This is a genomic window from Bacillus sp. FSL W8-0102 (assembly GCF_038007225.1).
Taxonomy (GTDB): Bacteria; Bacillota; Bacilli; order Bacillales; family DSM-4216; genus Bacillus_O; species Bacillus_O smithii.
In genome coordinates, this window is the sequence record NZ_JBBOWT010000001.1 from 3,126,900 (window position 1) to 3,148,515 (window position 21,616).

Here is a 21,616-nt window from a genome sequence, read left to right on the forward strand (position 1 = left end):
AAACTGAACAAAACGAAAGCGCTCCTTCATATATCCTTAGAAAGGAGGTGATCCAGCCGCACCTTCCGATACGGCTACCTTGTTACGACTTCACCCCAATCATCTGCCCCACCTTCGGCGGCTGGCTCCCGTAAGGGTTACCTCACCGACTTCGGGTGTTGCAAACTCTCGTGGTGTGACGGGCGGTGTGTACAAGGCCCGGGAACGTATTCACCGCGGCATGCTGATCCGCGATTACTAGCGATTCCGGCTTCATGCAGGCGAGTTGCAGCCTGCAATCCGAACTGAGAATGGTTTTTTGGGATTAGCTCCACCTCGCGGTTTCGCGACCCTTTGTACCATCCATTGTAGCACGTGTGTAGCCCAGGTCATAAGGGGCATGATGATTTGACGTCATCCCCACCTTCCTCCGGTTTGTCACCGGCAGTCACCTTAGAGTGCCCAACTGAATGCTGGCAACTAAGGTCAAGGGTTGCGCTCGTTGCGGGACTTAACCCAACATCTCACGACACGAGCTGACGACAACCATGCACCACCTGTCACTCCGTCCCCCGAAGGGGAACCCTCTATCTCTAGAGGTAGCGAAGGATGTCAAGACCTGGTAAGGTTCTTCGCGTTGCTTCGAATTAAACCACATGCTCCACCGCTTGTGCGGGCCCCCGTCAATTCCTTTGAGTTTCAGCCTTGCGGCCGTACTCCCCAGGCGGAGTGCTTAATGCGTTAGCTGCAGCACTAAAGGGTGGAAGCCCTCTAACACTTAGCACTCATCGTTTACGGCGTGGACTACCAGGGTATCTAATCCTGTTCGCTCCCCACGCTTTCGCGCCTCAGCGTCAGTTACAGACCAGAGAGCCGCCTTCGCCACTGGTGTTCCTCCACATCTCTACGCATTTCACCGCTACACGTGGAATTCCGCTCTCCTCTTCTGCACTCAAGTCTCCCAGTTTCCAATGACCCTCCACGGTTGAGCCGTGGGCTTTCACATCAGACTTAAGAGACCGCCTGCGCGCGCTTTACGCCCAATAATTCCGGACAACGCTTGCCACCTACGTATTACCGCGGCTGCTGGCACGTAGTTAGCCGTGGCTTTCTGGTCAGGTACCGTCAAGGTACCGCCCTGTTCGAACGGTACTTGTTCTTCCCTGACAACAGAGCTTTACGATCCGAAGACCTTCTTCGCTCACGCGGCGTTGCTCCGTCAGACTTTCGTCCATTGCGGAAGATTCCCTACTGCTGCCTCCCGTAGGAGTCTGGGCCGTGTCTCAGTCCCAGTGTGGCCGATCACCCTCTCAGGTCGGCTACGCATCGTCGCCTTGGTGAGCCGTTACCTCACCAACTAGCTAATGCGCCGCGGGCCCATCTGCAAGCGGCAGCTTGCGCCGCCTTTCAACCTTCCTTCATGCGAAGGAAGATATTATCCGGTATTAGCCCCGGTTTCCCGGAGTTATCCCCGTCTTGCAGGCAGGTTGCCCACGTGTTACTCACCCGTCCGCCGCTAACTTTCAAAAAGCAAGCTTCTTGAAAGTCCGCTCGACTTGCATGTATTAGGCACGCCGCCAGCGTTCGTCCTGAGCCAGGATCAAACTCTCCAAAAAGAAATTTGACTTGGCTTGTTTCTATCGAAACATTGGTTTACGCTTCGTTTTGTTCAGTTTTCAAGGATCATCATAACAAATTATATTTTATTACAATAATACTAATTTGTCAACATCTGTAGAACCATGTTTATTTAAGTCTACCATGGAGCGTCACTCATCAAGCGACGTATTACATAATATCACCCGATTTAAATAAAGTCAATATCTTTCTTTAACTTTTTTTATTGCTTGCTACCGGGAATCATATTGCTGCCACTGCGCAACGATATTTACATTTAACTGTCATTAAAAAGTTTTAAATAAATTAAGTAACCACGACCGCAATTCCATTCGTTTAAAAACGGAAAATGAAACGATTTCCTCATATTCTTATTTTATGAATCTTTGACTATATGGGTGCAAGTCCACCGCACTTCTTTTAAAAACAAATGAAGCATCCATCTCTCCTTTTTTATTCCATGCCATCATGTCATTCGGCGGCTAGTAACGAAAAAGGCTATATCTTTCACAAAAAAATGCCTTTCAATCATTCAACATAATTTTTTTCCGCCGTTTGAGAAATTCTAAAGTCAAACCGTATTCTAAAATTTTTCGTCATAATTTGCATTTTCTACTATAAACGAAGTAAGAAATAGCCATAAAAACCTCCTGATTGTAACAGTTCAGAAAAAGCTTTTTTTATAATTTTCTCCAGTTGTTTTATTCGGAAAATTTTGTCTTATATTTTATCGTTTTGATATAATGAAAATAGTAAAAATAGGTAAAAAGAAATATGAGGAGGGACCGATTTGTTTAAAAGCTTACGATCCTTTTTTGTTTTTTCTGTTTTTTTATTAGTCTTTATGACAATGGGACTGACCATTTTTCTCTTCACAACCTTTTCCGTCACAACGGCTATGATTCTTTGCTTATGTTGGGGACTGCTGATTTCTTATTTTTTTCTTTCCTATACTTCGAAACATGTTCAACAGCCGCTGCGGGAGTTCGATGTAACGATCCGTTCCGTCACAGATAAAGTCGATTTATCTAAAAGATCCGGGTATCGCTCACAAAATGAAATGGGGATCGTTTCACATGGATTGAACAAAATGTTGAAAGGTCTTCGAAATATTTTATTGGATGTAAAAGAGTATGCCGTACGGTTTTCCGATGAGTCGGACGAAATCGCTAAAGCAAGCCATATGTTGGCCGGAAATGCTGACACCCTTTCCTCCGTTATTGAAGAGTTGTCAAACGGAATTACCGATCAAGCCAACCGAGCCGATATCTCAAAAACGACAATGGAAAAAATGGTGAAAGACATAAAAGAGGTTGAACAAGGGTCTAATTATTTAAACGAAGTGGTCAACACGGCCGATCATCGTGTCTACGAAGGAAGAGAAAAAGTCAAGCAAGTCAATGCCACGATCATGGAAAGTGTCAAAATGGCTGAATCTTTGAACGAAGCCACTTCCCAGCTGAAACAAGCTTCCTCCAAGGCAAACAACATTCTGCAATTAATTGGCAACATCGCCAATCAAACTAATTTATTAGCATTAAATGCGGCCATTGAAGCAGCCAGAGCCGGAGATCAAGGAAAGGGATTTGCCGTTGTCGCCGAAAAAATTCGTTCTTTGTCAGAAGAAACTTCCAAATCAGTTGAACAAGTAAACGAAATGCTGAAACAGATACAACATTATGTCCATACTTCCGCTTTAGAATCCAAAGCGATACACGAAGTAACCAATCAACAAGAACAATTATCCAAACAACTTGACAACGCCTTTCAAAATATCTCTGATATCATGCATACTGTATCAGAAGAAACGAAAAAAATGACGGATGCCAGCCACGATACGCTGAAAGGAATCGAAAAAGTTTTTTCAGAGATGGAAGCGGTATCATATGCTGCCGCTTCATTAGCTTCCGGTTCACAACAAGCCGCCGCTTCCATTCAAGAACAATCAGCGACGACAAAAGAAGTTGCAAACAGGATCAAAGAAGTGGCGGATCTCGCTGTAGAGTTAAGACATCTGTCAGAACGATGGAAAGGTTTAAAGTGACTATGTCTCCTGAAATTGATCTTTCCCTGCCGGCATATCGATAGCCATCCATTCACCGAAAATCGAGTTAGAGGAGAGGAAAAAGCCCCCTCCTCTCACGCCGTCATATGTACTGCCCCCGGCTATTATATTAATCGATGGCCTTTTTCACTATCCTGTTCATATGAACTCTTCAACCTTTTTTGCATTTTCAAAATGAATAATCAAGGTTTTTTACATAAAATCAACGATACAAGGTGAAAATTAGCAACCAAATGCTCCTTTCATCCAAAAATCCCTTGACCATGCAACAGTTAAAATTCCATGTATTAGACAGTTGTATACAACATCGAGCCATAATATTCGGAGCCCCCTAGCAGGAAGCTCCAATCAAAATTTGAACGAAATCAACGCGAAACGTGCGAGACTACTCTAGGAAAAACAAGCCAGGTGAGACTTCAGGCATGATACGGGCGAGGAGGATCACGGATCACCCGCTGAAGGCAAATGAATTCCGCTATCCAACAACGCCCGACAGAAATCTTGACATGAAAGGATGCCCCACTTTTAGGACTGATCCTTTTTAGTGTGTTTGGTTATAGCCTGTCGCTTGATTTTGCGGAAGGTTTGTTTGTACCGGCGCAAAGCGATTGACAGTTGTCTCCGTCGTTTGTCTATCAAATTGCGGTACTTGATAATAACCGCGTTTATTTTGATACAGGAAAATTTCATACGCCATTTCCAAATAGTTTGGAACATTGTCAGCCAATATTCGTCTTAGAACCGGATTGACCGTTTCGGATGCCGCTATCGTGTGAAGAAAGGCAGCCGATTTCATCATTTGCAGCATTTGAGTAGAAATTTTTTGGTCATTGATTTCCGTTACGGATTGCACTGCTTTAGCCGGATTGGAAGGCTTTATCCCATAAACGGTGCTATGATCTTGTTTCATCATATATGTCTGCTTTGGATGGGACGGTTTATTCCCCGTTTTCAAAGCTTCTACTGTAATGTTGTAACTATCGGACACAAATTGATACTGACGGTTCATCATGTCCACTAATTCCGGATCTTTTGCCAATTGGCGTAATATCATATATTGGTCGAGAAGGCTGATCGTGTTGGACAGCAATTCATGAATTTCAAACAACTCATGACCACCGTGATACATTTGTCCAGGTATATTTTGCATAGAAGGAGCGTTGTTTTGATGGATTGGCAGTTCCATTAGAATTCCCTCCTTTCAAGATTGGGCGGCATGCCCTTGTTTAGAATGCGATGAAATTTGAAGGATTATCGTTTTGAATTTTCCGCGAGTGCTCGGAAAAACAACGATTAAACGATGAATTCCTGACAATCAAACCGTCATAAGGAATCTTCCGGTTGTGCTTGAAAATATCATTTTAGGCGTACAAAATGTCACAAAGGGGAATGGGATGGCTATACCAAACGATGTGAACTACCCTCCACTTATCAACCTTACGGTTTGATTGAAGTGGGGGCTTCTCGGGTAATCCCGTCTAATGACAGAAAATTGACCGAGCTAACCCTCTCGTTCCGAAAGTTATTATTCTTTATGCTAATAAGCGTAATCCCTCATTTTTGATATTGATTGCTGAATTGTGATCGCGATCTAATACAAAGCCGCAAGAACATTTATATACACGTTCAGATAATGGCATTTCTTTTTCCTTGCCGCAACATGAACACTTCTTAGTGGAGGGAAACCACTTATCAATTTTCACAAGTTGTTTCCCCTGTTCTTTTAGCTTATACGCTAAGAAAGTAGTGAACATCCCCCAGCCGTTATCATGAACGCTTTTTCCAAAGTTGAGGGCTTGAGACATGCCTTTCATGTCTAAGTCCTCAATAATCACAGCGTCATAGTTTGTTGCTAATTCTTTTGACTTATGATGAAGAAAGTTTCTGCGCTGATTCGCTGTCTTTTCATGTAGCTTAGCCACTTTCAGGTGTTGTTTTTCCCATCTTGCAGAACCTTTCTTTCTTCGAGAAAGAATTCGTTGTGCTTTTGCTAATTTATCTAAGGCTTGCCGATAGTAACGTGGGTAATTGGCTTTCTTACCCTGTTCACTCTCGACATATAGACCATCCATAGCAAAATCCAAACCAACAACTTTCTGTATTTTAACTGGACGAATATCTTTCTCATATTCTGTCAAAATTGAAATGTAGTATTTGCCTGTCTTTGTTTTAGAAATAGTGCAAGATTTGATTTTATAATCAGCAGGTATCTCTCTATGCTGTTTCATTTTTATTGGCTTTTTGATTTTTGGCAGTTTGATATGACCATTTTCTAGCTTAATATTTCCGTTGACCATATTAGTTGTATAGGATTGTTTTGCTTTACGATTTTTGAACTTTGGAAAATCCGCATTTCCTTCAAAGAAATTCTTATAAGCAGTCTGTAAGTTCATTTGTGCATTTGCCAAAGCTAAAGAATCCACTTCTTTTAGGAATGGAAATTCACTTTTATATTTTGCAGGGGTCGGAAACTTTTGCTTTTTAAGCAATTCTTTATCATCCTTGAACTTTTCATACGTTTCTTTGCGTTCAGCTAACATCTTATTGTAGACAAAGCGAACACAACCAAATGTCTTAGCTAATAATGCGGATTGTTCTTTGTTTGGTAACAAACGAAACTTGAAAGCTTTGTTTTGCTTGGCCATATCAATTCACCTCACTTTGTGCGGAAAAATTTCGTATATATTGATTATACCGTAAAAAATCCGTACAATCAATATGAGGTGATAATCATGAGAGAAGAGAAAGAACGTGTAGAAATTCGTATGCCTAAGACGATATTAGAAAAATTGGAGCAATATCAAAAAGAAAATGGGATTCCAACTAGAACAGCCGCAATCTTAGAATTGTTGAGAAAGGGATTGGAAAAATAACTTTGGCTAAAGCCAACCGAAATTCATCTCCCACCTACTCATTGGTGCTATTCACACCTTCACATTCCTAGAGGATGGGAGACTTCTTTCGGAAAGACGTTAAAGACTGTGCTCGAGTTTGTGTTGCAATCATGGTACAATAAAATCAAATAAGAAAATAAAAAGTATTTTCACTATTGGAGGGGTAAAGAATGACAGAAAATTATACGCTAACCGTTCTCGATCATCATAAAGCGAACAAGTTGGATATAAAAAGAATGGCCGTGTACCATATGTTTAAGTTGATCGAGGCGTCGGATTCCAAAAAACAGACTTTCTTTCTGATTTACTTTAAAAACCGATTGCTTGCTGCTATAAAACCTTTGCGTTTCAACGATCATTCCCAATTGTACAAAGCCTTTCAAAACGGAATCGTATTTCAGGCCCCTCATCCTTTTATAGACACCCTCATTCACCAAAATCGCCCCTCTGCGATTCAAAGTTTCCAACATCTTCTGAAACAATGGCAACATCAATATTCTTCTCTCGAAATTGCCCACATTCTCCCTTTATTCGACTCCATTCTTGAAAAAGAGACGATTATCAAGCTGATTCGAGACATTTTTTATGAATACCGGCGAAACGGCAAATACTTTCTTGCCTATCGAGTCATACGCCTGTTAAAACAGTATGCTCCGGAAAATCCATGGGTAGAACAAATAGCCAACGATCTTGATTTCCGAAAATACGACGACATTTATCAAAACGATGATGCCTTATGGGAAAAAGATAAGCTTATGGCTGAACAACTCTTTTTTGAGCGTACCGCCTATGATGAAAAAGCCTATGCAAAGCTTCAATCCGAGCTTCTCAAACAAAATCGGTTGATCGATGCAGCGGCTTTATCCATCCATCGCCTGTTGCATTCCAGCACACCGGAGCAAGATTATGAATCATTGCGGACGACACTCTCGACCTTTCTATCCGACCAAGATACAGCCCTCGTTTTGCTCCAGCTTCATCAACAAGGTGCAGCATTTCCAGCCCTTGAGTATGATCTATTTGATCTGCTTCTCAAGCTTCATTGGTATGAACGTGCGGTCAACTTTCTTTTTGATCAGCACTCCCCGATTACGGAATATCAATCTCAACAATTTGCCTCTATCTTGGCTGATCCCGCCATTCAAATGGATGAAATTCAGTTGGAAAAAATTAATACCCTTCCTGTCAACAAACAGAACGCAGGGACAATAGAAAAAACGATCCGATTGATTATTCCTCTTCTGCTGAAAAAACACGATTTGAACTATGTAAAAAAATGGCTTCAGCCTTTTGAAGAAAAGCATATCCCTTTGCCTTCAGCAGCCAAAATCAATCGCATGCTGGCCATACAAGACGATCCTGATCAACAGTTTCTGCTTGGCGAACTGTATTATGAATTTCAACAGCCCAAGAAAGCAATCGACTGCTTCAGCTGGGAAATGGAGCTTCACCCGAACGATCCGAAACCTGTTCAGTGGCTGGCCAAAATATATAGTCATTTAGGAATGACGGAAGAAGCAAAAGCCTATCAATACATGTACTCCACCATGAAAAAATAAACATTGTATAGGTTCTTCCCGTTCCTTTTATCGTTTTCAAAAGCCGTTGGCCAATCATCATCATTCGATGATTTAGACATCTCTTTTCGTTCCAAACAAGTAAAGGGCCACGCACGACGCTCTTCAATCATCGGATGCCGTAGTCATCAGTCTATCCATAAACATTTTTCCATGAATCAAACCAATCGAGTAGGAGGGAGCGATTAACTCCCGTCCTCTCACACCACCGTACGTACGGTTCCGTATACGGCGGTTCAATTAAGATCATTGACGCAAGTCTTTATAACTTCCGTGAATAGCTGTTCTCTTTATGCCAGTGGTCACTCCACCCTCCAAGAGGTCTCCCACGGGATTCACCGCTTCCTCCCTCAAGTGAGGTACTACGTTTTCTGTGTTCATCATGACTCACTGAATACCAAGGGCTATTCTCTCTTAATTGTTCGGTCCTTCTTAGTTGTTCTAGACCAACTAATACTATGACCTCTGCTGACTTCTGACGGTTCAGCTACTTATCACTAAGTAGGTTATGAAGAGTACTTCACATATCCGCCAGACCTCCCCGGGTAAGTACATGCACTTTCACACCATCTATCCGCCTCATTTACTCGATATGACCTTCGACAGAAAGAGCTTTGTTTTGTTATGCAAACTCACTCAATCATACCTAGCCTTATATGAGGTTCGTGTTCCTCGGACCGGTGTTTTGCCTCCAGCTTCCTTCAGATTCCGCGTCACCACGGACACCCTTGCTCTTGGCTAACCTCTACTTCTGTCTTCGGGGTTCGGGACTTACAACCTATAGTTCATGTACATGCCGGGCGCACATAAAGAAGACGGACTGATCGTCCGTCTTCAAATATCAATAAAATAATGCCATTTGAATGGGTTGTTGCATATTTTTTCGGGAATTTTAAAAATGTATCATCTAAAGCATTATACTGTCTTTCATTGAGAAAAAGCAGAACAGCTCCTTCTTATCCCGCTTTCTTCTCTTGATGAATTCTTCTTTCCTTTAATTTTTCAGAGATTAATGCAGCCACCAGCACATAACGTTTCGGTGCGCTGCCAATATAGTGGAATGGATAGCATGTCGTCAGCGTCAATGTCGCCCGCGGCTTCGGAACGATAACGGTGCGATCGTTTTTTGGAACGATGCGAACTTTATAGACTTTATAAGTAAACGTTCCCGCAGATGTTTCAGCAATCAACAAATCATTTTCCCTAACCTTTCCCAATTTTCGAAATACCGTATCCCGATGACCGCTCAACACACAATTATCTTTTTCCCCCGGCAATACACTTTCGGCAAAATGACCGACACCTTTCGCCAGTTCATCCTCATTTGTCCCTTCGTAAATCGGCATACTGGCATGGAGCTTCGGAATAAAGAGTTCGCCAAACTTTTCACCCTGTTTTGGCCGGGCTGCATAGAACGGTTCTTCTTTTAGAGGCTGTACAGCTTGTTTTGCGTCGACCTGAACAGCCTTTTCATTTTCGTATTTTTCAGAAAAGAAAAGAGATTTCAAACTATTCCCGGTTAGGTAAAGGCCACCGATCAGGAAAGCAACAGCGGCGATAAAAATCAGTCCATTTTTTTGTAAAAAAAGATTCATGAATGGTTCACGCGCCATTTGCGCAGTAATACGGCACCAATCAACAATGCGAAAATTCCGGCGAGTAGCTGTTCCATATAATGGCCGGCCGTTTTCGGCATCAGTCCGCCTTTAACAGTATGTTTGATCAGATGTGCTTTCGGCTGCCCTTTTGCGGCGCTGCCATTTATGGCTTTATTCACCGTATTTTCAATCACATCCGAGCCAAACAGATCAGCCGTAAAAATCATATCTGCCAAAAATTCTCCATGATCATTATAAAGTTCAATGAGCAAATTGCTTCCATTCGTTTTTTCCAACGTAATCAATTGCTTCCAGGACAGCGGGGTTTTCCGGCCGTTTTTCTCTAAGTAAAAACGGGCATCCATATGAAAAAGACTCAAGAAGTCGTGAAAAATATCTGCAAGTTCGGTAAGTTGAGCGTCCGTTAGATCAGAGGCGCTATCGAATTCCCCAATCGCTTCCATCCGACGATTCAACTCTTCCAATGATGGCAGCAACTGTTGCTCGTCTAAGTTTAAAGACTTCAAATGATCGATCAGCCGTTGTGTCTCCTCTTTAGTCAATCCAAACGGGGAAAGGGCATCGGCAATCGAATCGACATCCAGCCAATTTTCTTTGTTTTCCGGCATAAGCGCATAAAACGAAACGGTGTCTTCCAACGGGTTCATAAATTTATAAACATCGCGGATATCTTGGCCTTTTTCCAGTTCGCCGTATTCCACAAGCATTTGCTCCAATTCATCTTCAGAAGAAAACCCATACCTTGTCAATAAATCTTGAAAATCATGATCGTTAATCGGATTTCCAAGAACTTGTCTTACCTCTTCCACCGAATCAAATGAATCTAAATCTTCGCCATAAAATTTTTCCAATTGACTATTGACTACTTCTTTCGACATTCCTATTTTTTGAAGATATTGAGTCAGTTCTTTCTCTGGCGGCGCAGCAAGCTCAAGCGAAGGATTTACAGACAAAACAATAGCGGCAGACATGATGACGGCAGCAACTTTTTTCAATAAAATCCCCCCTAAAATATTATGATCCCACTAAATATAAAGGAAAACGACAAGAATAAATAGAATTGTAAATTTTCAGGAAATATGATAAAATACTTTCCATTTTCACCATGATCCGACAAATCCCTTATGGAAAAATCAGCTTTGAAAGCATAGAAAACGTTCTATTCAATTATTTATTTGCCTTCTTTCCTCAAAAAAGTATTTCACGTCGTCATTACCTAAGAATGCTGAAAATGATTTTCGGCAAAAATGAACCTATCTTATTTGAACGGCGTCTTTTGTAAAGAACAGAAACGGACGATCGATTTTTGAGAAAAAAGACGAAACATTCCATATTATAAGGGAAATTTGAGTGATTTCCACCCGATTTTCCCCGATCTTCCGCATCTGAATTCCGGCACCGGCAAATGGATCCTTAAATCTCCTTATAAGAAGGCGTCCCATTATTTTAGCAAGAAATGTCGTTCCGATCTATCAACCATAGAAGGCTGAGTCAGTCAAGATTTTGTGGGAACTTTTTTGGTTCGCTAAAAAACAGGTGTAAGTCATAGGTTAGCGAACCATTTTTTTGAATTTCATCCGTAAGCGCTTTCGGACTCTCATCCCTTGCCATGACAGACCGATATGTATACCTTTTTTTACCATCCCTTGAATTCAGACAGGGCATGATAGATCGGAGTCCCGGACGATTGCTGTAAATATGGCACGTTATTCCGCGTGATCTCCGGCCAAAGACGGCGGACGCGTTGTTTCGCCTTGTTCACGATCGTCTGTTTGGTGGATGCCGTCGACACCGTTTCCTCCGCCGGATGCGACGATTCTTCTCCTAAACGACGTCCGAAAAGACGAATCCCATCCATCCGGGCAATCATTGCCTTGAAAAACGCCCTAAGTCCCTTGTCTGTCCAACTGCGGCGGTATTTCACCCGATACGCCAACTGGCTCATCACGCTTTCAGCCCTCCCCATCGGATACATGCCCGTTGTGTCCACTCCTTGCTCCTTCAGCCATTCCCGGTAATCACGGATGCATCCCGGCATCGATTCGATCCGGTGGATCAAGGCAGCCAGCTGTTGTTCTTTCGCTTCGTCCCCCAGCGTGCCGAGGGCGCTGTTCAGTTCCACAAGCAGCTTCTCTTCATCCTGCTTCGCCAGCTTTTGCCGAATCGCCTGCCACCGTGGATGGCCCGAGAGGCATTGGCGCAACTCACGCGCCACGTGGAATCGATCCAATTGGAAGCAGACCCGTCCCTTGAAATACTCCCGGCACGCGGTAATCCATGGAGCGCCGTCCCCGTTGATGACAAGAAGATCCCGACACGGATCATAGGCATATTCATTTATCAAAAATTCCTCGAAGCCTTCCCACACCTCCCCCTTGCCCTCATGGACGTAATGGCGCTGATTGACAAATTCGATCCGTGAGCCGTTGCGCTTCCACCCTTCGTGAACGGTTAGGATCTTGTCTTCCTTGGCCCGTTTTCCCTTCCCTTGGCGAGAAACAAACAGTCCATCGGCCTCCACAAACAGCACCCGTCCATATCGCTGGTTGACCGGGCAGTGCAGCGGAGCTTCAGCTTCGAGCACCAACTGGCGGATCGCCTCATGGCTCATCACCGGATACCCGACCATCTGGGCAAGCGTATGAGCCGCTTTGCGATAGGAAGAGCACTCCACAGCCAATCCCATCGCCGTTTCTTCTAGACAAGGGCTGATTGACTGCGATCCATCAAACGCTAAAAAGGAATCAAGCAAAAACGTGTAACGGTTTTGTTCTCGGTCTAAATAGTAGTTTCGCTCAAAGGTAACTTCGCCAAACAAGGTTTGAATCGTGGTGCGTCGTTTGTCTTTCAAGTGGTACCGGCGCTTGTCCCGGGTTTCCGCCAATTGTCGGTCGATGTCCTCCAACAGAGCCGTAAACAGCTCGGTGAAGGCGTTTTGCAAGGCTCGAAACAAATCAAGTTCGATCTCTTTCCATGTCAACGAATTTGTGGTAAGATGTTGTTGAATATTCATAGGACTCTCTCCTCCTGTTTGATGGTGTGAACAATGATCATCTTACCAGGGAGAGAGTCCTTTTTTCATGTTTCCTGCTTGGGATCCTACCGCGCTTTGCTTGGTGGCCCCGATGAGGGGGATTGCGAACCTACGTTCCCAACCCCCTCATCGGGGAATTCTAAGAATTTCTCCCACAAACATTTTACTCACACTAGAAGGCTCGAGCTTTTCTTCACAGGGGGTTGAAAAAAGGTGGATCAAGAACTCACCAATTTAATACAAAAGGCCAGGAGCGGGGATTTGGGGGCGTTCTCTACACTGGTTTCCAAATATAAAGGCCAAGTATTCCGCCATGCTTTTTCGATCGTGAATGACCGAATGGAAGCGGAAGATATCGCTCAGGAAGCTTTTGTAAAAGCTTACTCATCGCTATCCAAACTGGATAATGACTTTGCCTTTGTTTCTTGGCTGACAAGAATAGTAACGAATATTTGTTACGACAAATTAAAAAAAAGAAAAAAAATACAAAAATTGCAGCTGCAAAGCAAGGATCGAGCCGAACACATGAGTATGACCTCATCTATCGATCGGACACAATTGAAGCTTGAAATTCAGGAAGCGATGCAAAAATTATCCCCGGACCAGCGCACCATACTTTCGCTGCGCGACATCCAAGGATATTCGTACGATGAAATTTCCAAAATGTTAAGCATTCCCCTTGGTACAGTGAAATCACGCATCCATTCGGCCAGAATCGCGTTGAAAAAAGAAATTTTCGGAGGCGAGCACAATGAATGACCATGTTCATGAACTCCTGTCAGCGTTTATTGATGGAGAATTAAACGAAGAGGAAAGAAAAAAAGTAGCAGACCATGTAGCAGAATGCCGTCAATGCAGCACTGAGCTAAAAGAACTTCAATGGCTGAAAGAAGAACTGTTTGCCGTTTATCATTCCATCGAAATACCGAATGTTCAATTTGAACACTCTGTTGTCCGGAAAATAAAACAAATCTCCTCGCCGTATCGCCCAATGAATCGATATGTTCGTTGGACTATGAGTTTCATCGCCCTACTGATGGCTGCCTTCATTCTCTCGAAAATGGGGAACGTGTTTTATGTAGGAATTACACTGGCCACTTCCTTTGTGCATATCGGATTAAGCGTGACTCATGCACTGGCCTCGGTTCTTTCGTCCATTCCATTGCTCTTTCTCGCTTGTGTTATCATTTCCATGGTTATTTTAGGAACATCGATTTGGGCCATTCAGTTTTTGCTCAGGGTAAAAAGTCTAGAATAGGGAGATGTAGAACATGAAAGGGTTTAACATTTTGAGTGCCTTTCTTTCCATCATGGTTTTGACTTTGCTGATCGTTCACCCTGCTCTGGCAGCAGATAAACTTATAATAGACAAAAAAGATGTCATCGTTCCCGAAAAAGAAAAAGTGGAAAATGTGGTTGTACTTGGAAATGACGCCGAGATCAGCGGACATGTCAAAGTCGGAGTCATCGTCGTGAACGGTGACCTTACGATGAACAAAACAGCCGTTGTAGGCGGTCCTGTCATTGTGATCGGCGGTCATGTTCATCAAGAAAAAGGGGCTCGTATCTCCGAGCATCTCATCACCGTTAATCTAAACGATCCCATGCAAAACAGCTTTATCTTCGGCGGATTTCTTTATTTATTCACTTGGGGCATACGGCTTGCTTTTAGTATTATATTAGTGATTGGCACCGTACTGTTAGGAATCATTCTGAAACGCAGAACATTCAGTCACGAAGAACTTTTAATGAAAAGACCCGGTAAAACGTTGATTATCGGATTTATGGCAAGCTTAGCGCTGACAACGTTATGCACACTTCTGGCTCTCACCATTATTGGCATACCGGTTGCCTTGTTGGTATTTGTCGCAAGCGCTCTTTCCTTTTTTATCGGATTGCTTGTATTCAGCAAAGAATTGGGCAAACAATTGAAATTCATGGATGGCAAACCTGAATGGATGAAATTACTCTTCGGTTCAGCGCTGGCAGTCTCTATGATTAATTTTCCTGTCGTTGGAAGTGTCTGTCTGCTCTTGCTCATATGGTTTTCATTGGGCATTGCGATGACATGGCTTTTTTCAAAACCGCTCTTTGAAAGGAAAAAAAGCAAAACCTCTGATTAATTCATAAAGGGTTTTTGTTTTTTCTTTCTCAGCCCGCTTTTTTCTGACATGAACTTTTTATGGACAGCCTCAGTCTTTTTCTATTGATCACAAAGATTATTGGGGGAAGAAGAATGTCAAAAGTGACGAAAAACAAGATCCTTATTCTTTCAGGTACGTTCGGACAAGGACACCTCCAAGCTGCCAAAGCTCTGGAAGAAGCCGTTCAGCTATGTTTTCCAAATGTCCAACCTGTTGTTTTTGATTTTATTGCATGGGCTCATCCTCATATGTATCCAATTAGCAATTATCTTTACATAAAAGGATTGAAAGTCTTTCCTCAACTATATGGATTTTTTTATCAAAAAACCCATCCAAAAAGCGTATTTTCAACAAGAATACAGTCGTTGTTTTTCGTTGGATTAAGAAAGATGCTGCTATTGTTGGAGAAGGAGAAACCAGCGGTCGTCGTCAGCACCCATCCATTTGTGTCCGGAATACTTTCTAAACTGAAAGAATATGGATTAACGAATATCCCTTTTGTGACCGTGATTACAGATCATACGGATCACAGTTGTTGGATTCACCCTTTTACGGATCTTTACATAGTAGGTTCCAATGAAGGGAAAAAGAGATTGCTCAGACGAAATGTCCCGGAAGAGAAAATTGCCAGTACGGGAATCCCCATTCAGACAAAGTTTCTTTATCCTTATAAACGCGATGAATTTATTGTCAAGCACGGACTGGATGCCGAGCTTCCTACCGTTTTGATTATGGGAGGCGGAGATGGCCTTTTTGGCAAAGGTTTTCTCAATTTGCCGACGCTTGAATCCATCCCGGAAACTCTGCAATTGATTATTTTGTGCGGACGCAATCAGAAATTAAAACAAAAGTTGGAACTGGAACTAAAACAGTCTAAACATCGGATTCATTTATTCAGTTATGTAGAATATGTCCATGAACTGATGGCAGTTTCGGACATCATTATCACAAAACCGGGAGGAGTGACCACGTCAGAAGCTTTGGCCATGGAGCTGCCCATGATTCTCTATCATCCTCTGCCCGGTCAAGAACAAGAAAACGCTCGTTATTTAACAAAATCCGGAGCAGCCATTCTGTCTGAAAATCCCGATGACTTAATCCATCAAATTTCCAATTTGATAAAAAATAAGCCGCTCCTGCTGAAGATGAAAAAGAACTCTGAAAGAATCCAAAAAAAAGCCGCCGCATTCGATGCGGTGTTGGCCATTTATCAACTAATGGCCATGACAAGCCACCCTACTTACATCGTGGCAAATGGACTCCAATTGAAAAAACGGAAATCAGCACGTTTTTTTAAAAAAAGAACGTCTATCCTCCACATCAACGGCTGAACCGTTATAATAGGATAAAGATAGGGAGATTCCTGTGTCATCTATGAATCTTCCTAGGCCTTGTAGAGAAGAAAGGATTTTGATTTATGGAGAAAATCATGATCTGCTTTTTTGTCTTTTTATGTTTTTATATGTTTATTCCTTATCTATTATCCTTTTGGTTCGGTGTTGGAGCATTTCGAAAAGGGAACGGTGAAAGCCAAGTCGCTTTCACTTTCGACGATGGCCCCGATCCCGTGTACACAGCACAACTGCTTGATCTTTTAAAGAAATATGGGGTCAAAGCCACCTTTTTTGTCGTCGGATCGAAAGCGAAAAAATACCCTAAACTCATCTTACGAATGCATAAAGAAGGCCATTTGATCGGAATTCATAATTACGTCCATCGATCCAATTGGCTGATGACTCCTTGGTCCGTTGTCCGCAACTTGCGGGACTCCGCGGCCATTGTTCAAAATATCACCGGCGTTCGGCCGTCTTATTACCGTCCGCCTTGGGGTCTGATGAATCTCTTTGATTTTTTTCTGCACAAAGAATTTCGCATTATTTTATGGTCCGTTATGGCAGGCGATTGGCGCAATAAAGGAACGAGCTTAATTATACAGAATAAGCTTCTGAAAAGGATTAAGCCCGGGGACGTCGTTTTGCTGCATGATTGCGGAGACACGCCGGGCGCCCATATTGACGCTCCCTACTATATGTTAAAAGCATTAAAAGAAGTTTTGAAAGAGTTGAGGCAGCGTAACATTCAATTTGTCCGTTTAGATGAAATGATCGATAAACGTCCTATGAAAGTCCTCCCAAAACGCTCCCAACATCATCGAAAAAGATAAAAATTTTCTGGAAAACGGGCGGGAAGTTTCTTCTTCGCCCGTTTATTCTGCTTTCTCCATATGACTTCGTTTGGAAGCTTTGATCATATTTAAGAGCCTGGAAATTTCGATCATTAAAATGATCAAGCTTACCCAAACTCCTCCAAACGTATAGCCAGCCACTAAATCACTTGGATTTTCCGACCCTAAATAAATGCTGCTGACTGAGATCAGTGCAAATATCAGCATTTCTAATACAACAATCAAAACACTTCCCATTTTTCTTTGACTATGCCGAAGCACGATGTACAGAAAAAAGATGTAAAGCACAACCCATAAAAAACTTAATTCGCTCGGAAAAGATTGGCTGAACATGTTTGCAGCCGCAATATAGCTGAATAAAATATGGAGGCCTTTGCTTAAAATAAGAGCTCCCAGTATGCAAATGACATAATATTGGAATTCCAACCATTTGTTTTTTCCTTTGAAGAAAATCCATATAATCGTTAAAAAACCCACAAACAAAAGAGAGTTTCGCGACAATAGGGAATACATAGAATCGATCGTCTGTTTCCAACGAGGATCCACTATATACGAGACGACAGCCTTCGTGATGGTATTAAATTGCCCAAATTCATTTTCGATAAAATCTTGAATCATCCCTACCATCAGACTGAACATAGCGATAAACACAATGGCCATCCCGAAAATCAGCAGCTTCATGCCAAGGAAGCTGTGAAATCGTTTAAACATGGCTTCAAATAACAAAATCAAGTTTTCTCGAATCTTGCGGATGTTTACTTTAATGTATAAGTATATAGCGTACACAAGACCAATCACGATGCAGCCAATGATCATATATAATTTGGCCTCTTGATGAAATTGCTCCCATTTTGGGCCGAAAATTTTTCCCAAAAAAATGAACGTCCCTACCCACAGAAACACGCCGATATACGCAAAAACAACAAAAGATCGAAAAGGCAAGCGGGTGATTCCCGAAAATAAACTAGTCACATGACGAACGCCGGGAATAAAAAAAGAAAATAACAATAATCTTCTTCCGTATTTCTGATTCCATCTTGAAATTCTTTCTATTTTCTCCGGTCCTAAATGAAACTTGCTTCCATATTTATAGAAAAAAGGGGCTCCCAATTTAAATCCAATCCAATAGGAAATCGTGACTCCCACAATTCCCCCCAAGCCCCCAAAAAGGATAGCGAGAGCAAAATGGACTTTTCCTTGATAAGCAAGAAAACCGACATAGCTCATAAGAATTTCGTTCGGGACAGGAACAATGATCAGCTCCAGCATTAACGAAAAGAAAAGGACGATGTATCCATATTGATCGATTAAATGGATCAATAAGTGCAACTTTGAACTCCTCCTGATTTTGAAGCATTCTATCGTAAAAGACTTTCCATGATTTCCAAAAGTTCAGCTTCATTTAAAATCAAATGATCGGATAGATACTATCTATAGATCGCCCCTCTCCATCACATCGATTTTTTTCTTACCATCATCCCTGCGTCAAACACTTCTTCTGTCATCGTTTTTGGTGGAATTTTGATCTATTTCGAAACAAATCGGTTTCCACTTACCCAGAATCGCCATGGGTAGTCTTTTGCTTCTCCCGTATTTTCGATGCCGATTCTCTTTCCTTGTGAAATTGCCTCAGGTACAAATCCTTTTGCTATAAACAAGGGAGGTTTTTGAAGAGGACGGCCATAGTCTGCCATTGTAATCCCTAAAGCCTTCGTCAATTTGCCGGGGCCGTTTGTCAGCTGGCGCACGTCCTTAATCTTGCTCCTTCTTTGAAACATCAAATCGATGCCGTCATAAGGTTCAAGAGCACGAACCAGCACCGCTTCCGGCTGTTCTTTGCCGCCGCTTACTACATTAAACAAACAATGGGTATGCATCACGTATGTATAAGCCACCCCGGCTTCATGAAACATAATCTCCGTCCGTTTTGTCCTCCTGTTGCCATAGCTGTGGGCTGCGCGGTCGGTCGGACCCATATATGCTTCCGTCTCTACAATAAAGCCAGAGGCTATTCCCTCTTCCGTCTCTTTTACAAGCAGACAGCCAAGCAAGGCTTTTGCCAATTCAAGGGTCGGCTTCTGGAAAAATTCTATCGGCAATGGTTGATACTTCATATGCCCGTTACAGAAAACTTATAAAAAGTTATAATTTCCTACAACTTTTATGTTTCATTACTTCTTCATCGTGTCTGCTTTCACGTCTATCTATTAAACAGATCGCTACTTGCATTTGGTGTAACACTCCAAAGTCGTAAATTCCCGACTAACGAATCGGTACATGTCTGCATTAACTTGCATTGTTAAGATGCAGATTCTAAAACATTTTCACCATATTTTTTAAGATTTATAGACGCTTGATAATCTCGATCAACAATATTTCCACATTCGCATTCAAAAGTTCTATCGGATAACTTCAAGTCTTTTTTAACTTTTCCGCAACAAGAACACAACTTAGAACTTGGAAACCATCTATCCGCCAAAATGAAGCGAATATTATTCCAATTTGACTTGTATTCAATTTGTCTTCTAAATTCATGGAAACACTGTTGTTGAACAGATTCAGCTAAATGTTTATTTTTCATCATACCTTTTACATTCAAATCTTCTAAAACAATAAACATTGGTTTTCTGTTTACGATTTCAGAAGTGATTTGATGTATGTAGTTATGACGAATATTCGTTAGTCTTCGTGAAACTTTTAAAAGTTGCTTTTCACTTTTTATAATGTTGTTGGTTTTCCTGTAACGGTTTCCCTCCCTTCCTTTTTCATATTTTCTTGAAATTTTACGTTGCAACCTGCGCTTTTTCTTTTCTAATTGCCTAATTCTTTTTGTTTTATTAATATTTCCATAAACTTTACCATCAGAACAAACAGCTAAATCTTTTATTCCTAAGTCAATACCTATTCCTTCTGTTTTTGAAGGAGAATAACCACTATCTGTTTCTATCCCAACAGATACCCACCAATTCAAACCATCAAATGTAAATCGAGGATTCATATACTTAACATTTTCACCAAATGGAATACGTCCTTTTTCTGCTAATCGAATCCAATTTATCTTTTGTTTATTCGACTTCTTACTTGAAGCAAATCCTTCTACTTTTACATGTGTTTTTGTGAATTTAATTTTCACATTGTCTTGATAAAAACTGGGTGTAGATTTCTTTTTACTCTTAAATTTTGGATATTTTGATAGTCCTTTAAAAAATCGTTTGTAAGCATCACAAGCATCTTTAATAGCTTGTTTCGTTACATTATTACTTACATTATTCAGCCAATTAAATTCATCAAGATTTTTCATTTGAGTAAACTGTTTTCTCAAAGTTGAATCATTGATGAATTTACCACCATTTTGATAATTTTCTTGTTGCTTTGCAATTGTCCAATTATAAGCAAATCTAGCTGTATTCGCATATAGAAATAATTTAGTTTTTTGCTTATTATTTGGTTTCAACATCACTTTTATTGACTTTATCATTTAGCAACTCCTCATTTTCCTCAATTAATTCATCTACTAACTTTCTAGTTTTATTAGCACGTTTTCCTTGTAATCTACAACTAAATACTGTAACAATCTGTATTAAATCTTCTACAAGTTCTTGTTCATCTGTTTTTTCAGTGCTATCTAAAACTTCAATCTCACACCCATTAAGGTTTGCCATATACTCAACCAATTCAAAACCAAATCTAAGAAGCCTATCTTTATGGAATACTACTATTTTATCTACTTCTTTGTTATTTATCATTTTGATTAGTTGACGCAAACCTTTTTTCTTGTAATTAATCCCACTACCAATGTCTTGAATGATTTCATATTCAACATTTAACGATTCTAAATATTTTTTCATATTTTCAACTTGTCTTTGCAAATCATCTTTTTGTTTATTAGAAGAAACTCTGCAATAACCAACCACTTTTTGACTAGTTTCTTTAATACCAAGTACCTCTTTAAGTTGATCGTGAGAATAATATCTATAGCCGTTTGAGCCAGTATGATGTGGTTTTAATTTTCCACTTTTGTCCCAATTTCTTAAAGTTTGTGGCGTTCGATTGATTAATTTGGAAAATTCATGAATGCTATAATATCTCATGCTATATTCCTCCTTAAATTAAATATAGCATAAAAAAATTATAAAGTAAATAAAAATTTTATAACTTTTTATAAGTTATTTAAAACTGTTTATGCCCTTCCATTTCTTTTTCCTCCACTTTGCTGTTATTCCTAGCTTTCATGATAATATTATCGAAATCCCTTTCTCTTTTCATTACAAAGAAAAAACCTAAAAATAGCAAGGCGCCTGCCTTTAAAACGCCTTGCTTCAGAATGTAGACAAAAAGGCATCCGATTGGGCATAACCGGACGCCTTTTTGTCTACACTCTCTGAGGCCGCATCAAACTTAATCAGTCTTCAATACAGCCGAGGATAATTTTTTAAACAAAAAGTATTTACAATGTTATAACAATGTAATAACATATAACTAGAGAATAGAGTCTGCCCGCC

At 41.2% G+C, this 21,616-nt stretch carries 17 protein-coding genes and 1 rRNA gene; 8 read left to right on the forward strand and 10 right to left on the reverse strand.

Annotated elements, in window-relative coordinates:
* Positions 1 to 40: 40 nt before the first annotated feature.
* Positions 41 to 1,595, reverse strand: a 16S ribosomal RNA gene (locus N1I87_RS14840).
* Between the two features lie 791 nt (positions 1,596 to 2,386).
* Between N1I87_RS14840 and N1I87_RS14845 the strand changes: the two genes are divergently transcribed.
* Positions 2,387 to 3,640 carry a methyl-accepting chemotaxis protein gene (locus tag N1I87_RS14845; RefSeq protein WP_270584712.1) on the forward strand — a complete coding sequence of 418 codons (1,254 nt, stop codon included), beginning with the start codon at positions 2,387 to 2,389 and terminating at the stop codon, positions 3,638 to 3,640.
* Positions 3,641 to 4,202: 562 nt separating this feature from the next.
* Here the strand turns inward: N1I87_RS14845 and N1I87_RS14850 are convergent.
* A complete protein-coding gene (locus N1I87_RS14850; protein ID WP_341102597.1) occupies positions 4,203 to 4,847 on the reverse strand; it encodes a spore coat protein in 645 nt (214 codons plus the stop codon).
* 346 nt (positions 4,848 to 5,193) lie between these two features.
* Positions 5,194 to 6,306: an RNA-guided endonuclease TnpB family protein gene (locus tag N1I87_RS14855; protein ID WP_003353982.1), complete on the reverse strand. Its 1,113-nt coding sequence runs from the start codon at positions 6,304 to 6,306 to the stop codon at positions 5,194 to 5,196.
* A gap of 87 nt (positions 6,307 to 6,393) precedes the next feature.
* Here N1I87_RS14855 and N1I87_RS14860 point away from each other — a divergent pair, with 87 nt between their 5' ends.
* Both N1I87_RS14860 and N1I87_RS14865 read left to right on the forward strand, forming a co-directional pair.
* The gene (locus tag N1I87_RS14860) at positions 6,394 to 6,534 is read left to right on the forward strand and encodes a ribbon-helix-helix protein, CopG family (protein WP_003352379.1); all 141 of its coding nucleotides are present in this window, start codon (positions 6,394 to 6,396) and stop codon (positions 6,532 to 6,534) included.
* Between the two features lie 191 nt (positions 6,535 to 6,725).
* A complete protein-coding gene (locus N1I87_RS14865; RefSeq protein ID WP_341102600.1) occupies positions 6,726 to 8,114 on the forward strand; it encodes a hypothetical protein in 1,389 nt (462 codons plus the stop codon).
* Positions 8,115 to 9,088: 974 nt separating this feature from the next.
* On the opposite strand, the gene N1I87_RS14870 is transcribed toward N1I87_RS14865, so the two are convergent.
* The 3 genes from N1I87_RS14870 to N1I87_RS14880 all read right to left on the reverse strand — a co-directional run bounded on the left by N1I87_RS14870 (position 9,089) and on the right by N1I87_RS14880 (position 12,764).
* A complete protein-coding gene (locus tag N1I87_RS14870; protein ID WP_003352599.1) occupies positions 9,089 to 9,727 on the reverse strand; it encodes a class D sortase in 639 nt (212 codons plus the stop codon).
* A complete protein-coding gene (locus N1I87_RS14875) occupies positions 9,724 to 10,746 on the reverse strand; it encodes a processed acidic surface protein (RefSeq protein WP_341102602.1) in 1,023 nt (340 codons plus the stop codon). Before N1I87_RS14875 ends, N1I87_RS14870 begins: the two co-directional genes overlap by 4 nt.
* A gap of 641 nt (positions 10,747 to 11,387) precedes the next feature.
* Positions 11,388 to 12,764: an ISLre2 family transposase gene (locus N1I87_RS14880; RefSeq protein ID WP_341102605.1), complete on the reverse strand. Its 1,377-nt coding sequence runs from the start codon at positions 12,762 to 12,764 to the stop codon at positions 11,388 to 11,390.
* A gap of 234 nt (positions 12,765 to 12,998) precedes the next feature.
* Between N1I87_RS14880 and N1I87_RS14885 the strand changes: the two genes are divergently transcribed.
* From N1I87_RS14885 to N1I87_RS14905, 5 genes are all read left to right on the forward strand, one after another.
* Positions 12,999 to 13,544 carry an RNA polymerase sigma factor gene (locus N1I87_RS14885; RefSeq protein WP_341102608.1) on the forward strand — a complete coding sequence of 182 codons (546 nt, stop codon included), beginning with the start codon at positions 12,999 to 13,001 and terminating at the stop codon, positions 13,542 to 13,544.
* Positions 13,537 to 14,043, forward strand: coding sequence for an anti-sigma factor family protein (locus tag N1I87_RS14890; RefSeq protein WP_048624000.1), 507 nt, complete (start codon positions 13,537 to 13,539; stop codon positions 14,041 to 14,043). Before N1I87_RS14885 ends, N1I87_RS14890 begins: the two co-directional genes overlap by 8 nt.
* A gap of 13 nt (positions 14,044 to 14,056) precedes the next feature.
* Positions 14,057 to 14,908 carry a hypothetical protein gene (locus N1I87_RS14895; protein WP_341102611.1) on the forward strand — a complete coding sequence of 284 codons (852 nt, stop codon included), beginning with the start codon at positions 14,057 to 14,059 and terminating at the stop codon, positions 14,906 to 14,908.
* A 113-nt stretch (positions 14,909 to 15,021) separates the two neighbouring features.
* Positions 15,022 to 16,260, forward strand: a complete 1,239-nt coding sequence (locus N1I87_RS14900) for an MGDG synthase family glycosyltransferase (RefSeq protein ID WP_341102613.1) — start codon at positions 15,022 to 15,024, stop codon at positions 16,258 to 16,260.
* An 86-nt stretch (positions 16,261 to 16,346) separates the two neighbouring features.
* Positions 16,347 to 17,093 carry a polysaccharide deacetylase family protein gene (locus N1I87_RS14905; protein WP_340403698.1) on the forward strand — a complete coding sequence of 249 codons (747 nt, stop codon included), beginning with the start codon at positions 16,347 to 16,349 and terminating at the stop codon, positions 17,091 to 17,093.
* Between the two features lie 42 nt (positions 17,094 to 17,135).
* Here the strand turns inward: N1I87_RS14905 and N1I87_RS14910 are convergent, their stop codons facing one another.
* The 4 genes from N1I87_RS14910 to N1I87_RS14925 form a co-directional block, all read right to left on the reverse strand.
* Positions 17,136 to 18,443: a VTT domain-containing protein gene (locus N1I87_RS14910; RefSeq protein ID WP_341102616.1), complete on the reverse strand. Its 1,308-nt coding sequence runs from the start codon at positions 18,441 to 18,443 to the stop codon at positions 17,136 to 17,138.
* Between the two features lie 197 nt (positions 18,444 to 18,640).
* Positions 18,641 to 19,228 (reverse strand): DNA-3-methyladenine glycosylase, encoded by a 588-nt coding sequence (locus N1I87_RS14915; RefSeq protein ID WP_003352608.1) that lies wholly within the window; start codon positions 19,226 to 19,228, stop codon positions 18,641 to 18,643.
* A gap of 185 nt (positions 19,229 to 19,413) precedes the next feature.
* Complete coding sequence (locus N1I87_RS14920; protein WP_341102633.1) at positions 19,414 to 20,592, reverse strand: RNA-guided endonuclease InsQ/TnpB family protein; 1,179 nt, start codon at positions 20,590 to 20,592, stop codon at positions 19,414 to 19,416.
* The gene (locus N1I87_RS14925) at positions 20,555 to 21,205 is read right to left on the reverse strand and encodes an IS607 family transposase (protein ID WP_270584269.1); all 651 of its coding nucleotides are present in this window, start codon (positions 21,203 to 21,205) and stop codon (positions 20,555 to 20,557) included. The genes N1I87_RS14920 and N1I87_RS14925 overlap by 38 nt, the downstream gene beginning before the upstream one ends.
* Between the last annotated feature and the right edge of the window lie 411 nt (positions 21,206 to 21,616).

What these genes read in the sequence shown, in the direction of transcription:
- N1I87_RS14925 (WP_270584269.1), bottom strand. Translation starts at nt 21,205, where the DNA reads ATGAGATATTATAGCATTCATGAATTTTCCAAATTAATCAATCGAACG.
- N1I87_RS14900 (WP_341102613.1), top strand. Translation starts at nt 15,022, where the DNA reads ATGTCAAAAGTGACGAAAAACAAGATCCTTATTCTTTCAGGTACGTTC.
- N1I87_RS14895 (WP_341102611.1), top strand. Translation starts at nt 14,057, where the DNA reads ATGAAAGGGTTTAACATTTTGAGTGCCTTTCTTTCCATCATGGTTTTG.
- N1I87_RS14870 (WP_003352599.1), bottom strand. Translation starts at nt 9,727, where the DNA reads ATGAATCTTTTTTTACAAAAAAATGGACTGATTTTTATCGCCGCTGTT.
- N1I87_RS14890 (WP_048624000.1), top strand. Translation starts at nt 13,537, where the DNA reads ATGAATGACCATGTTCATGAACTCCTGTCAGCGTTTATTGATGGAGAA.
- N1I87_RS14920 (WP_341102633.1), bottom strand. Translation starts at nt 20,592, where the DNA reads ATGATAAAGTCAATAAAAGTGATGTTGAAACCAAATAATAAGCAAAAA.
- N1I87_RS14880 (WP_341102605.1), bottom strand. Translation starts at nt 12,764, where the DNA reads ATGAATATTCAACAACATCTTACCACAAATTCGTTGACATGGAAAGAG.
- N1I87_RS14905 (WP_340403698.1), top strand. Translation starts at nt 16,347, where the DNA reads ATGGAGAAAATCATGATCTGCTTTTTTGTCTTTTTATGTTTTTATATG.
- N1I87_RS14865 (WP_341102600.1), top strand. Translation starts at nt 6,726, where the DNA reads ATGACAGAAAATTATACGCTAACCGTTCTCGATCATCATAAAGCGAAC.
- N1I87_RS14855 (WP_003353982.1), bottom strand. Translation starts at nt 6,306, where the DNA reads ATGGCCAAGCAAAACAAAGCTTTCAAGTTTCGTTTGTTACCAAACAAA.
- N1I87_RS14850 (WP_341102597.1), bottom strand. Translation starts at nt 4,847, where the DNA reads ATGGAACTGCCAATCCATCAAAACAACGCTCCTTCTATGCAAAATATA.
- N1I87_RS14860 (WP_003352379.1), top strand. Translation starts at nt 6,394, where the DNA reads ATGAGAGAAGAGAAAGAACGTGTAGAAATTCGTATGCCTAAGACGATA.
- N1I87_RS14915 (WP_003352608.1), bottom strand. Translation starts at nt 19,228, where the DNA reads ATGAAGTATCAACCATTGCCGATAGAATTTTTCCAGAAGCCGACCCTT.